Here is a 13,874-nt window from a genome sequence, read left to right as displayed (position 1 = left end):
CATGACTGTCGGTATCGACGCGATGGCGATTCACGCGGGAAAGCTCCGGCTCGACCTCGCGGAGACGTTCGCACCAGCGATGGACGAATCCCCCGAGAAGTACACCGAGGGTCTCGGGCTCCACGCGAGCTCGTTCCCCGACGTTCACGAGGACATCGTCACGATGGGGGCGAACGCCGCCCATCAGCTGATGGAGCGCAAAGGACTGGAGCCCGCCGACATCGGCCGGATCGACGTCGCGACCGAGAGCGCGTTCGACAACTCCAAACCCGTCTCGACGTACATCGCGGGCTGTCTCGAGAAGGTGTTCGAGGACGACTTCCACCACGCCAACAAGGGCGAGCGGAAGTTCGCGTGCATCTCGGGCACCCAGAGCCTTGACGACGCGTACAACTGGATCCGTGCCGGGCGCAATCGGGGTCGGTCGGCGCTCGTGATCGCCACCGACACCGCGCTCTACGCCCGCGGCGACGCCGGCGAGGCAACGCAGGGTGCGGGTGCGGTCGCCATGCTCATCGGCGAGGACCCCGACCTCGTCGAACTCTCGGTCGAACAGGGGTTCGGCAGCGCCGACGAGACCGACTTCCTCAAGCCGAACCAGCAGTTCCCCAGTGTGGACGGCAAGCGCTCGGTCCAGGTCTACCTCGCCCGGATGCGCGAGGCCTTAGAGGATTACGAGTCGGTCGCGGGTCGGGTCCACCCCGACGACTTCCGGTTCGGACCGTTCCACACCCCCTTCCCCGGGATGGTGCGCAAGGCCGCGATGCTCGCGTACCGCCACCTGACCCGCGACACGGAGATCGAGGACGAACTCGAACCCGAGCTCGGCCGCCAGCCTCACCCCGACGAGTTCGACGACGAATCCGCATACCACGACGCCGTCCGGGAGTACATGGACGCGCTGAAGGGGACCGACCAGTACCGCGCGTGGTACGATCGCACGATCGAGCCGACGCTCGACATCGCGCGCCACGTCGGCAACTGGTACACCGGCTCGGTCCACGTCGCCCGCCTGAGCGCGCTCCGTCGTGCCCGCGAGGACAGGCTCGACGCCGCTGGCGAGCGCCTCCTCGTCGGCTCGTACGGCAGCGGCGCACAGGCCGAGATCCACACCGAGACCGTTCAGGAGAACTGGGACGAGGAGCTCGCCGCGCTCGACATCGACGACCAGCTCGAAGCCAGGCGCGACATCTCCTTCGAGGAGTACGAGGCGATCCACGACGCTCACAATCACGCGAAGGACGACGAGTTCGAGGCGCTTACGACACCCAGCGGCGAGTTCGTCCGCGACGGCCAGGGGCCGATGAACGAGCGGACCTACCGGTACGTCGAGTAGCCGTCCAGCTCGTCGGCCGGGCGTCGACTCCGAACTGTCGCGTTCAATCGAGCTCTTTCACGATTTCCGCCGGATTCCCTTTGACCACGACACCGTCGGGAACGTCCTCGGTGACGACCGCGCCGGAGCCGATCACCGCACCGTCGCCGACCGTGACGCCGGGATCGATCACGGCACGCCCGCCGATCCAGACGTCGTCGCCGACCGTCACCGGTTCGCCGGACTCCAGTCCCTCGGCTCGCTCGGCCGCGCCGATCGGATGGGTCGCGGTGTAGACGTGGACGCCTGGTCCCACGAGACAGTTGCGACCGATCTCGATCCGGCGGACGTCGAGCATCACACAGTCGAAGTTGGCGTAGAACTCCTCGCCGACGTGGATGTTGTCACCGTAGTCACACCGGAAGGGTGGTTCGACATAGGGGTCTGTACCCGTCGAGCCGAGGAGTTCGTCAAGGAGTTCGTTTCGCCGTTCGTGGGCTGTTTCGTCGGTCGCGTTGTACTGCCGGGTACGTTTTCGTGCGCGTTCCCGTTCGGCCACGAGTTCGGGGTCGCTCGCGTCGTAGGGCTCGCCGTTCAGCATCTTCGCTTTCTCGGTGGGCATGGGTCGTCGTTCGTTCTCTGCCGTGCCGGAAATAGCTGGGCGAACTGGCTGCGACGATCGCCGGAATCGATGGCGAGATCAGCAGTGGAATCCACAGTCCTGTCTCGCGTACTCTCCGACGGCTGTCAGAAGTGCCGTGCAAGATACAGAGGCTGTATCTTGCAGGGGATTTCTGATAGTCGGTAGAAAGTATGCAAAGCAACGTATAAGTCGATTATAGATATTTGTATGAGGTTTATCTGAAACCTTCGATTTTCTAGTATCTGAGATTGGCTATACCAGCTTGTCCGCTGGCTAAAGACAACTCTAACTCTGATGGTTTCAGAGCGTCGCCAAACTTAACCCGTCCTCGATCAAATGAATACTCAGATGCCCCAGCCTCGTCCGATGGCGCACGTCGGAGTAACAGTACCGGATATCGATGCTGCGCTTGATTGGTACGAGAATGTTCTCGGTTTCCAGCGTCTCCTCGGTCCGATGGAGGTTGGCGGTGACGACAACTCACAGATGGCCGAGCTTTGTCGAGACGTCCTCGGTGAGTTCGAGACGGTCAGAATCGCGCACACAGCGACTGGGAATGGAACTGGTATCGAGTTCTTCGAATTCGACGACGTCACTCCTCAGGACCCCGATCCGCACGACGAAGGATTCTTTCACATCTGTGTCGTCGATCCCGACATCGAAGAACTCGCTGCGGATATCGAGGACGCTGGAGGAAGCCACCATACAGATATCTGGCACCTGTTTCCGGATCAAGAATACCAAATGACCTACTGCAAGGACCCATGGGGGAACCTCATCGAGATCTATACACACGGCTACCAGCAGACCTACAGCAATCAGGAGTGACCTGTTCATCTCACGTTCTGTATTGATCGATTACACTCTCGCTACTTGACGGAAAGTTGGTGACTGAGACGCGCCCTGTATCTCCCACGCCGAGCTCGACGAGTCGCCGATCCGTGATATGAGAACTCCGAAGATTCCCGCCGCTCCCGACAGCTACGGGAACTCGGCGAGCGTGTCGAGCACCCCGTCGAGAGCCCCGTCACACACCGCGAGCGAGAACCCGTCGGCGCGGGCGAGCGCGGGCGCGTGCTCCCAGAGGTCGTCCTCACCGAGTCCGTGGAGCACGACCGCGTTCGGGGTGGGGGTCACCACCCGGAGCGCGACCAGCGGCGACTCGCCCCGGGTGACGCCGGTGAACACCAGGGCACGGTTCGTGCTCTGGCCGTAGAGGCGGTAGAACTCCTCGGAGGAGAGTCGGGTGATCGCCTCGATCGAGTCGATCACGGTGTGGCCCGCGACGGTGTCGTGGCTGCCCGCGACGACTTCGGTCGCGCCGATCGTGCGGTAGAACCGCTCCAACCCGACGGCGGTCGGATACTCGCGAAGGTCGCGCACGATGTCGCCCTCGAAGCCCGCCGAGAGCACGCGGGCGTACTGGCGGAGATGCTCGCCGCCGCGGGCCTCGTCGACATCGAGCAGCGCCTCGATCACGCGGCGAACGATGCTGATGCCGGGACTCGCCCGCCGGCCGCTCTCGTAATCGGAGACCACCGACGCCGAGACGTCGAGCTGGTCGGCGAGCGCGGTCTGAGAGACGTCGAAGTCCGTTCGCCACTTGCGGATCGTCGCGCCGGGGTCGTCGCTCAACACCACGTCGCCCGCGATCTTCCCGGCGAGTTCGCGCCGCGGCCCACCCCCATCCATACCGCCCACCTCCAGAGCGTTCCGGGAAAAGCCTGCCGACCGAACGCGATCGTCGCCCGCGAGACGCTGGCTCGACGACGAGACGCCGTCCCGACCATCGACGTGACCGCCAACCGCCGCCGGAAGGGCTATCGGCGGGCGGACCGACGCCCGACTGTGCCATCGACGGTCGTCCACTGCGCGCTCGCGGGGCTGCTCGCCGCCAGTCTGCTGGGAGACGTCTTCGACGCCCGTGCGGTCGCGGTCGTGCTCGGGGTGACGATCCTCCCCGATCTCGACGCCTTCGCTGGATTCTTCATCGACGGCGGTCATCGCTCGGTGCTCCACACCCTCCTCCTTCCGCTCGGGGCGGCGGCGCTGCTCTACGCCGACACCCGCCTCCGCGATCGCTCGTTCGTCCGAGGGCGGTGGCGTGCCCGCGGCGTCCGGATCGCGTGGGTCAGTGTTGCGGCGGTCGCGTTCGCCGCCATCGGTCTCGACCTGGTCGCCGGCGGCGTGAACCTCCTCTACCCGATCCACGACCAGTTCTACGCGCTCTCGGGCGAGTTGCTGTTCTCGAACAACCGTGGACTCGTCCAGACGTTCGTCGAACTCGGCGGCGGGGAGAGCGGGGCCGCACGCGGCTCCACCGAGCAGGTCCACATCAATAGCGGGGTCGATCCCACGCGGGGAGCCGAACCCGAAAACGTCGAGCGGGTCTTCCCGGTGGCCCAGTCGGGCTGGCAGCTCCTGTTGATCCTCACGAGCGTGTTCGTTCTCGGGGTCCGGTTGTGGGACGATCGTTAAGCGAATCGGGCTTTCAGCCGATTGTATCCGCCACGGTAGACGAGATGGAAGGCGAGAGCGTACGCCGGAACGATAGCCGTGAGGTTGAACAGCGTTTGTGCCGTCCAACCGTGGCCGACGAGCGGTCGAGCGACGACCCGAAGACCGCCGGCCACGAGTGCGGTGAGAACGACGAGGACGTTCACCGCCAGAAAGTACTTGCCCAACCGTTCGAGCGACCGTGACTGGCGGACGAAGACGATTGCCGTCGGAACGGCGACGAGACCGGCGATTCCGGCGGCGACGAGCGTGAGGTAGGCGTCCGGCGGGGTGAAGAGGGCCAGAAGCGGCTGGACGAGAGCGGTGAACGCGACGAGCGCCACGACGAATCGGAGGGCGAGCTTCGCTCGTGACACGCTTCACGATCGATCGAGGTCGGAATAGTGGTTCCGATACGTGTAACTACGCGATCGACGAACACCGCACATAGAACGCAGACCGTACGATCCCGAACGCGATGCGGCGGCGCTGTGGGGGTCGAAGGAACGATTCGAGCGCGGTCCCGACGACCTCGGACTGAGAACTCGTCAGTAGACTTTTGCCCGTCCTGTTCGACGGCCAGTCCACCGATATGACAGCGGACAGCGACAGCAGTCGTGACGAGCGACGTGTCGACGGCGTCGGGCTGATCGGTACCGGTCGCGTCGGCCGGTGGTTCGCGATCAACCTCTCGGAAGCGGGCTACGAACCTGTCGTCTTCGACGTGGATCCGGAAGCGGTCGCAGCGGCCGTCGAGTCGGGTGCGGACGCTGCGGAGAGTCCCGCGGACGTGGCGAGCGAGACTGAGGTCATCGTGCTCTCCCTCCCGGATCGGGAAGCCGTCGAAACCGCGATGGAAGGGGAAGACGGCGTTCTCGAAACGCTCGGCTCGGGGCAGGTCGTGCTCGATACGGGGACGACACCGCCGAACCTCGACGTTCGATACCAGGCGATCTGTCACGAGCGCGGCGCTGGCTACGTGGACTGCGGGATCACCCACCAAGGCCCGGGCGAGTCCGACGACGATCTCGGTCCCGCGTACACGATGTTCGCGGGTGGGACGCCCGAGGACTACGAACAGGTGCGACCCGTCATCGAGATCCTGGCCCACCGCCACGAGTTCTTCGAGGGGATCGGCAACGGCCACGTCGTCAAGGCGGCCAACGTCCTGCGCGCGACGTGTCTGGCGGCCATCGCCGCCGAGGTGACTGAGTTCCTCACGCAGAACGGTGTCGATCCCGAGCGTGTCGTCGACCTGCTCGAATGGGACATCCCTGGGTCGTACTTCGGCACCGGGTACCCGTCGTCCGAGGGGTTCGAGCGAGCTACCGACGCCGATGGACACGATCCCGAGGATCGAGGATTTCGAGTCGACGATCGGGGCACCCACACCAGGATGCGGACCTCCGACTGGGCGAAGGACCCGAGCTACGCGCTCGCCATCGCCCACGCCTCGAACACCTACGTGCCGATACTGACTGCGGCCCACCAGACACAGCTGGCCGCCGAGAACTACGGGGCCACCGTGCTGGACCACGATCTCGAGTTCAACGATCCGGACTGGCACCACCCATCCCGGATCACGTCGATCTACCGCGCGCTCAATCGTCCGCAGGAGGAGTGGGGCCGACTCAGTCGGTGGGGAGACGACGCCGGAAACGAATGACCGATCCATCCAACACGGGTGCTGATTTCGTGGACTACTGTGCAGCCGCGCTGCCGGAATCCGTATCCCCTCGACCGACGAACGCCGCGCATGGAACACAGATCGTATGACCCCGAAGGGGACGCGGCAGCGCTCTGGGAACTAAAGGCACGGTTCGAGCACGAGCTCGGTCGTTTGGGCGAGGGCGAGAAAGCCGATACGTACGACGGAAAACTCACTGACGACTACCGCGAGCGCTACCTCGCGTGGGTCGAGCGATGTGTCGAGCACGACGCCGACTGTGTGACCGTCGCCGAATCGAGCGACGAGGACGGACTCGCGGGCTACGTCTTCGTCCTCCCCGAAGAGTTCGCGATGATCTGGGACGCCGCGGTGTTGAACGAGCTCTACGTCCGCGAGTCTGCCCGCGGGACGGGGCTCGCGGACGATCTTCTCGCGGCGGCGTACGAGTGCGCTCGCGATCAGGACCTCCCCGTCGACCGGATCGCGCTCGATGTCGGTCGCGAGAACGGCCGGGCCGCGAGCGTCTACCGACGCGAGGGGTTCGAGCCGTGGGGCGAGCTGGTCGCGCGCGACCTCGATTAGTTCGCGCTCTCAGTCTTCGGTCGCGTCGCGGTACTCCGCCTGGGTCACGGTGTACCGGTACTCGTCGGCGATCTCGTCGCCGTAGGGAACCCAGTTCCGCAGACGACCGTCGCAGCGGCCGCCGTGGGCCTCGACGTACTTCTCGATCGCCCGCCGCGATTTCTCGTTGTCGGCGTGGTGGGTGACCGCGACGCAGTCGAGATCGAGGCGTTCGAAGGCGAGGTCCATCAGCGCCGCCGCGCGCTCGCCCGAGTAGCCACGGCCCCAGAAGCGCTTGCGGAGCCAGGTTCCCAGCGTGCCGGTACGTCGATCCCAGTCGATACTCAGACCGGCGTTGCCCGCGAACTCGCCCGCGCCGCCTTCGCCCTCACGCGGTCGGATGAAATACGTCGCTGCCTCGGCGTCGTCCCACTGCTTTTCACAGCGGTCGACGAACTCCTTCGAGTCGTTGATCGTCGCGTGAGGATCCCACGGCATGTAGCGCGTGACCTCGTCCATCTCCTCGCTCCCGTCGCCGTCCGAACAGATCCGATAGAACTCCTGAAGGTCGACGTGCTCGTGACAGAGGCGTTCGAGCACCAGGCGATCGGTCTCGATGCGCTCGGGGAACATGGATCGGAGTGTCGACGACGAAACAAAACCGTTCCGGACGACCACCCGCAAGTCTTTGTAGGATGCCGTTCCGCGGGCGGGTATGGACGCCGCGCTCGGGCCGCCAGAGGGGCTGGCGGCGAACCGCGAGGACCTCACGCCGATGATGAGCCAGTACGTCGAACTCTGTGCGGCGTACGACGACGCGCTCCTCCTCTTTCAGATGGGCGACTTCTACGAGGCGTTCTGCGGGGCGGCCGAAACGATTTCGCGCGAGCTCGAGATCACCCTCACCCAGCGCGAGGATAGTACTGGGACCTACCCGATGGCGGGGATCCCGATCGACAACGCAGCCACCTACGTCGAAACCCTGCTCGATGCGGGCTACCGGATCGCGATCGCCGAGCAGGTCGAGGACGCCGACGAAGCCACCGGCGTCGTCGATCGGGCTGTCACCCGCGTCGTGACGCCCGGGACGGTCGTCGAGGACGAACTGCTTGCGCCCGCCAACAACTACGTCGCCTGTCTCGCGGCGGACGTGGCGGGCGAGACACACGACACGACCATCGAGCCCGCAGTGGACGAAGCAACCGACGCCGAAACGGACGGCGGAACCAGCGCGAAATCGAGCACGGAGCCAGGCGCGGAACCGTCGGGAACGACCTACGCCGTCGCGTTCGTCGACGTCTCGACCGGCGAGTTCCGCGCCACGAGCGCCGATTCACGGGGGGTGATTCAGGACGAGCTCGACAGGCTCGCCCCCGCCGAGATCGTTCTCGCGCCCGAGGTTTCGAGGGAGAACTTCGATGTCGACTGCATGGTGACGCCGCACGACGCGGCGGCATTCGAGCCCGAGGCCGCCCGCGAGCGCATCGCGTCGTACGCACCGCGCCCGGACGCGGTGTTCGAGTGCGAGGCCGAGATCCGTGCCGCGGGCGCGCTGCTCGCCTACGCGGAACATACCCAGGCCACAGATGGCGAGCTCGGCCACGTCACGCGGCTCACCAGATACGACCCGCGCGACCGGATGGGTCTCGGCGCGACCGCGCTCCGGAGCCTCGACGTGTTCGAGAACCCGTCAGACGACGAGCACACCCTCGTGGCGGTGCTCGACGAAACCTCCTGTGCGCTCGGCCGCCGGGAGCTCGACCGGTGGCTCCGACGCCCGCTGCTCGATCGTGCGGCGATCGAAGCCCGTCTCGACGCCGTCGAGGAGCTGACGCGCGATTCGTTGGTCCGCGAGGAAGCCCGCGAACTCCTTCGAGAAGTGTACGACGTCGAGCGGCTCGCCGCGCGCGTCTCGCGCGGCCGGGCGAACGCCCGCGACCTGCGCGCGCTGAAGGCGACGCTCGATGTCGTTCCACGCCTTCGGGAGACCCTGGCGGACGCCGAATCCGACCTGCTCGTCGAGTGTCGCGAGGGATTCGACGCGCTTGACGACGTGCGGGGGCTGATCGGTCGCGCGATCCAGGCCGAGCCGCCGGCCGAGATCACCGAGGGCGGTGTCATCGCGCCGGGGTTCGACGACGACCTCGACGACCTCCGGACGACCGCGCGCGAGGGCCGCGAGTGGGTGGCGAGCCTCGAAGACCGCGAGCGCGAGCGGACGGGGATCGACTCGCTGTCGGTGGGCCACACCGAAGTCCACGGCTACTACATCGAGGTCACGAACCCGAACCTCGATAGGGTTCCCGAGGAATACACCAGGCGACAGACGCTGAAGAACTCCGAGCGATTCTATACGCCCGAACTGGAGCGCCGCGAGGACGAGATCCTCGGCGCGGCCGAGCGCGCCGATGCGCGCGAACACCAGTTGTTTACCGACATCCGAAGCGAGATCGCGGCCGAAACCGGCCGCATCCAGAGGCTCGCGGACCATCTCGCGAGCCTCGACGTGCTCCGTACCCTCGCGGGCGTCGCCGTCGAGAACGACTACGCCCGTCCCGCGTTCGGCAAGGACGGCATCGAGATCCGCGAGGGGCGACACCCGGTGGTCGAACGCCACGCCGAGTTCGTGCCGAACGACGCCGATCTGTGTGGGGAGCGCTTCGCTATCATCACCGGGCCGAACATGGCGGGCAAATCGACGTACATGCGCCAGATCGCGCTGATCGCGATCCTCGCCCAGATGGGAAGTTTCGTGCCGGCCCAGGAGGCACGCCTCCCGATCGTCGATCGGGTGTTCACCCGGGTCGGCGCGAGCGACGACATCGCGGGCGGCCAGTCGACGTTCATGCGCGAGATGGCAGAACTCACCGACATCCTCCACGGCGCGACCGAAAGCTCACTTGTTCTCCTCGACGAGGTGGGTCGGGGGACCAGCACCACCGACGGCGAAGCGATCGCCCGAGCGGTGACGGAGTTCATTCACGACGAGATCGGCGCGACGACACTCTTCGCGACCCACTACCACGGTCTCACCGACCTCGCCGAGAAACTCGACGGCGTCCAGACCCTCCAGTTCGCGGCCGACCGGACCGACGGCGAGGTGACCTTCCTTCACACGGTGGCCGACGGGGCTGCCTCGGCCTCGTACGGCGTCGATGTCGCGCGTCTGGCCGGCGTTCCCGAGCCGGTGGTCGAGCGCTCGCGCGAACTCGTGGCTGTGGGGGCCGCCGAACACGCTCACGGCGACCGAAACAGGGACGACGACAGCAGTGAAGCAGACGACGATAGCGGTCGTCCCGACGACGATCCCGCGGCCGAAACCGACCCGGACGAAGCGGCTATCCCCGACGAGATCGTAGCCGAACTACGGAGCCTGCGGATCGCCGAGACGACGCCCGTGGAGGCGCTCGTCCGGCTCGACGGGCTCAAACGCCGACTCGATGACGAGAATCACTGAACTCGATCCCGAAACCGTCGAACGCATCGCGGCCGGCGAGGTCGTCACCAGGCCCGCGAGCGTCGTCACCGAGCTCGTGGAGAACAGCCTCGACGCCGGCGCGTCGAGCGTCGAGATCGCCGTCGAGAACGCGGGCCTCGATCTCGTTCGAGTCACGGACGACGGCCACGGGATGACCGAGGCCGACGCTCGTCTCGCCGTCGAGCGCCACGCAACGAGCAAGATTCACGATGTAGAGGACGTCGAGCGCGTTGCGACGCTTGGCTTCCGTGGCGAGGCGCTGCCGAGCATCGCACAGGTCGCACGCCTCGAACTCACCACGAAGGCGGCAGAGAGCGGAGCTGCCGGCACGCAGGTCGTCGTCGACGGCGGGGAGAAAACGACGGGACCGGCGGGGCGGGCGGTCGGCACCACGGTCTCGGTCACTGACCTGTTCGCCAACACGCCAGTACGACGAAAATCACTCGCCACGCCGAAACGCGAGTTCGCCCGGATCAGCGAGGCGGTCTCGAACTACGCGCTGACCCATCCGGATGTGCGGTTCTCGCTCACCCACGACGATCGAACCGTGCTCTCGACGCCCGGCTCGGCGAGCTACACCGACGCGGTACTCGGGGTGTACGACCGGGAAGTGGCGGGTCAGAGCACCGAGTTCGGCTCGGAGAACGGGAGCGGCAACGATCAGTCGTCCGACGGGGTCAGCGTGAGCGGGCTCGTCGTCTATCCTTCCATCACTCGGGCGACGCCGGCACACGTCACCACCGCGATCAACGGCCGCGCGCTCGACGACCAGACCGTCAGAAACGCCGTGACGCGGGGATACGGCAGTCTGCTGCCCGACGACCGGTATCCGATCGCCGTGATCGATGTCGCTCTCCCACCGGAGAAGGTCGACGTCAATGTCCATCCCTCGAAGGACGAAGTCGCGTTCGCCGATCCGGGTGAAGTCGCCGCAGCGGTCGAGCAGGCCGTCTCGGCGGCGCTCGCGACCCAGGACCTCGCACACACAGGCGAAATCGCGTTCGATCTCGACTCGTCGCTCGGCGAACCCGCGGGCGAGTCGACCTTCGACGCGATCAATATTATCGGCCAGTTTCGTGACCTCTACCTCCTGTGTGAGGCCGACGACGACCTCCTCGTGGTCGATCAGCACGCTGCCCACGAGCGGATCAACTTCGAGCGGCTTCGGGATGCGCTCGACGACGGGATCAGCTCGATCGGAATCGAGCCGACCGCACTCTCGCTGACGGCCACCGAGGCGGCGATGGTCGATGCGCACTCCGACGCCATCGCGTCGCTCGGCTTCCGAATCGAGGCCGATGGCGGAACGTATCGAGCGACGGGCCTGCCCGCGCCGCTCGGTCGCGTCGCGGAGCCATCGGCCGTTCACGACGTGCTCGACACGTTCCTCGCCGGCGACGAACCGGAGAACCCACGCGAGGAACTCCTGAAGGAGATCGCGTGTCACCCCTCACTCAAAGCCGGCGAGTCCCTCGCCGGCGAGGACGCCACCAGACTCGTCGAACGCCTCGGCGCGTGCGAGCAGCCCTTTGCGTGTCCGCACGGCCGGCCGACGGTGCTGACGATCGACGAGGAGACGTTCGCTCGGGGGTTCGAACGGCCGAACACCCGATTCGACTGACGAGAGCCAAACCTTACTACTGTACGACCGATACGATGGGTGATGACTGTGATCGTCAGCGACGACGCGGTTCGCTCGGGCGATCCACGGATCGAGGACACCAGGATCACCGTCCTCGACGTCAAGCGCCGCGTCATCGACGCTGGCGAGAACGCACACGTCGTCGCCGGCGAGTACGACATCCCGATGGCCGACCTCTTCCGTGCGCTCGCGTACTACGACGACCACCGCGACGAGTTCGTGAAGCGCGAACGCGAGGCCGCGGCGGCCCGCCGCGACGGCGAGCGCCGAACCAGGGAGTTCGTTGGCGAACCCGTTCGCAACCACTAAACGCGACTCGGTGTTACTCGCTCGTAATGGATTGGACGGAGAAGTATCGTCCGTCGACGCTGTCGGAAGTCCGGGGCAACAACAAGGCCCGGGACGCACTCGCGGAGTGGGCCGAGACGTGGGACTCACATGGAGAAGCCGTCATTCTCCACGGTGCGCCGGGCGTCGGCAAGACCTCCGCGGCCCACGCGCTCGCGGCCGACATGGACTGGCCGACGATCGAGCTCAACGCTTCCGACCAGCGCACGAAGGCGGTCGTCGAACGGATCGCGGGCGAGGCCGCGAAATCGGGCACCCTCACCGAGGGCGGGACGGGTCGGCGGCTCGTCGTCATGGACGAGGCCGACAATCTTCACGGGAACGTCGACCGTGGTGGCTCGCGCGCGATCACGAGCCTCGTGAAGGAGGCCGACCAGCCGATGGTGCTCATCGCCAACGAGTTCTACGACATGTCGAACTCGCTGCGGAACGCGTGCGAGACGATCGAGTTCCGGGACGTCTCGGCGCGCTCGATCCTCCCCGTGCTCCGTGACATCTGCCGGCGGGAGGACGTCGAGTACGAGTCCGAAGCCCTGGAGTCGATCGCCGAGTCGAACAGCGGCGATCTCCGGGGGGCGGTCAACGACCTCCAGGCGCTCGCGGAGGCGAACGAGAAGCTCACCACCGAGGCCGTGGTCACCGGCGACCGCGACCGCACCACGGGAATCTTCGATTTCCTCGACGCGCTCATCAAGGAAGAGGACGCCGAGGGCGCGCTCCGGGCCTCCTACGACGTCGACGAGACTCCCGACGACCTCATCAACTGGATCGAAGACAACGTCCCGAAGGACTTTCACGGAGCCGAGCTCGCGGACGCCTACGACAACCTCGCGAACGCCGATCGGTGGCTCGGCCGGGTCCGGGCGACCCAGGACTACTCGTACTGGCGCTACGCGGGCGATGCGATGACCGCGGGCGTCGCGGCCGCCCGACGCGAGCCGAAAGGTGGCTGGACGCGGTACGGCCCGCCGAGCTACTGGTCGAAGCTCGGCCGCTCGCGGGGCACCCGTGAGAAGCGCGATTACGTCGCCCAGCACATCGCCGAGACCGGTGGGATGAGCATGGCGAGCGCACGCAACGACGTCATGCCGTTCCTCTCGGCGATGACTCACCACTGCAAAAATCGAGAACTGACGGTGACGATGGCCGCACGATACGACCTCGACGCAGAACACGTCGCGTTCATCACCGGTAGCGGGAAGGACACCAACAAGGTCCAGGACATCGTCGCCGACGCCGCCGAACTGCGCGACGAAGAGGCGGTCTCGCACGCCGAGGGCGCGTTCGAGGGCGCGACGCGGACCACCGAGGAACCCGAAACGAGCGACGATCCGGACGGCGGCGAACCGGAGGATGAGTCGAGCGCGGACGCCACGGCTGTGGGTTCGACGGATGCGGATGACGAGAACGATCGGGATGAGACCGCTGGCGACGATTCCGCAGCCGACGACTCCCAGTCCGGGCTCGCGGACTTCTACTGACCGCTCGGGTCGAGCGACGACGATCGAAGCCCGGTGTGGGCGCACCGTCGGTCTTCCAACCGCGCCGCTCGGATCGCACGCTCGATGAGATGTCGTGGGCAGGACGGAAAAAAGAGGAAGAACGAGCGTCTTCGGGCCGTTCGAGGCGTTTTCCTTTCGAACAGCGAACGAGTTTCGCTGCGCTGCTGCCGGTACAAACGAGAACCCGCTCCGCAACGCACCACGGACCTCCCCAGCCGAT

General features: G+C 66.2%; 13 protein-coding genes. 9 read left to right on the top strand and 4 right to left on the bottom strand.

Annotated features, from left to right (window positions below):
* Position 1 precedes the first annotated feature (1 nt).
* Complete coding sequence (hmgB, locus tag TX76_RS02120) at positions 2-1,336, top strand: hydroxymethylglutaryl-CoA synthase (RefSeq protein WP_049898726.1); 1,335 nt, start codon at positions 2-4, stop codon at positions 1,334-1,336.
* A gap of 43 nt (positions 1,337-1,379) precedes the next feature.
* Here the strand turns inward: hmgB and TX76_RS02115 are convergent, their stop codons facing one another.
* Positions 1,380-1,937, bottom strand: coding sequence for a sugar O-acetyltransferase (locus TX76_RS02115; protein WP_049898725.1), 558 nt, complete (start codon positions 1,935-1,937; stop codon positions 1,380-1,382).
* A 387-nt stretch (positions 1,938-2,324) separates the two neighbouring features.
* On the opposite strand from TX76_RS02115, the gene TX76_RS02110 reads away from it, so the two are divergent.
* Positions 2,325-2,786, top strand: a complete 462-nt coding sequence (locus TX76_RS02110; RefSeq protein WP_049898724.1) for a VOC family protein — start codon at positions 2,325-2,327, stop codon at positions 2,784-2,786.
* A gap of 153 nt (positions 2,787-2,939) precedes the next feature.
* On the opposite strand, the gene TX76_RS02105 is transcribed toward TX76_RS02110, so the two are convergent.
* Positions 2,940-3,650, bottom strand: a complete 711-nt coding sequence (locus tag TX76_RS02105; protein WP_049898723.1) for a helix-turn-helix domain-containing protein — start codon at positions 3,648-3,650, stop codon at positions 2,940-2,942.
* A 156-nt stretch (positions 3,651-3,806) separates the two neighbouring features.
* On the opposite strand from TX76_RS02105, the gene TX76_RS02100 reads away from it, so the two are divergent.
* Complete coding sequence (locus tag TX76_RS02100) at positions 3,807-4,436, top strand: metal-dependent hydrolase (RefSeq protein ID WP_049898722.1); 630 nt, start codon at positions 3,807-3,809, stop codon at positions 4,434-4,436.
* Here TX76_RS02100 and TX76_RS02095 read toward each other — a convergent pair.
* Complete coding sequence (locus TX76_RS02095; protein WP_049898721.1) at positions 4,433-4,831, bottom strand: hypothetical protein; 399 nt, start codon at positions 4,829-4,831, stop codon at positions 4,433-4,435. The genes TX76_RS02100 and TX76_RS02095 overlap by 4 nt on opposite strands.
* A 215-nt stretch (positions 4,832-5,046) precedes the next feature.
* Here TX76_RS02095 and TX76_RS02090 point away from each other — a divergent pair, with 215 nt between their 5' ends.
* Both TX76_RS02090 and TX76_RS02085 read left to right on the top strand, forming a co-directional pair.
* Complete coding sequence (locus TX76_RS02090; RefSeq protein ID WP_049898720.1) at positions 5,047-6,120, top strand: NAD(P)-dependent oxidoreductase; 1,074 nt, start codon at positions 5,047-5,049, stop codon at positions 6,118-6,120.
* A 90-nt stretch (positions 6,121-6,210) separates the two neighbouring features.
* Positions 6,211-6,705, top strand: a complete 495-nt coding sequence (locus TX76_RS02085; RefSeq protein ID WP_049898719.1) for a GNAT family N-acetyltransferase — start codon at positions 6,211-6,213, stop codon at positions 6,703-6,705.
* Positions 6,706-6,714: 9 nt separating this feature from the next.
* On the opposite strand, the gene TX76_RS02080 is transcribed toward TX76_RS02085, so the two are convergent.
* Complete coding sequence (locus tag TX76_RS02080) at positions 6,715-7,317, bottom strand: GNAT family N-acetyltransferase (protein WP_049898718.1); 603 nt, start codon at positions 7,315-7,317, stop codon at positions 6,715-6,717.
* A gap of 82 nt (positions 7,318-7,399) precedes the next feature.
* Here TX76_RS02080 and mutS point away from each other — a divergent pair, with 82 nt between their 5' ends.
* The 4 genes from mutS to TX76_RS02060 are packed head-to-tail and all read left to right on the top strand — an operon-like array spanning position 7,400 to position 13,633.
* The gene (gene mutS, locus TX76_RS02075; RefSeq protein ID WP_049898717.1) at positions 7,400-10,141 is read left to right on the top strand and encodes a DNA mismatch repair protein MutS; all 2,742 of its coding nucleotides are present in this window, start codon (positions 7,400-7,402) and stop codon (positions 10,139-10,141) included.
* Positions 10,125-11,783, top strand: a complete 1,659-nt coding sequence (gene mutL, locus TX76_RS02070; RefSeq protein ID WP_049898716.1) for a DNA mismatch repair endonuclease MutL — start codon at positions 10,125-10,127, stop codon at positions 11,781-11,783. The genes mutS and mutL overlap by 17 nt, the downstream gene beginning before the upstream one ends.
* Positions 11,784-11,825: 42 nt before the next feature.
* Positions 11,826-12,113, top strand: a complete 288-nt coding sequence (locus tag TX76_RS02065) for a DUF433 domain-containing protein (RefSeq protein ID WP_049898715.1) — start codon at positions 11,826-11,828, stop codon at positions 12,111-12,113.
* A 26-nt stretch (positions 12,114-12,139) separates the two neighbouring features.
* Positions 12,140-13,633 (top strand): replication factor C large subunit, encoded by a 1,494-nt coding sequence (locus TX76_RS02060; RefSeq protein ID WP_049898714.1) that lies wholly within the window; start codon positions 12,140-12,142, stop codon positions 13,631-13,633.
* Positions 13,634-13,874 lie beyond the last annotated feature (241 nt).

The sequence above is a fragment of the Halococcus agarilyticus genome, from assembly GCF_000334895.1.
GTDB lineage: Archaea > Halobacteriota > Halobacteria > Halobacteriales > Halococcaceae > Halococcus > Halococcus agarilyticus.
The sequence above is the reverse complement of the archived record's forward strand: the minus strand, read 5'-3'. Positions and strand labels throughout refer to the sequence as shown.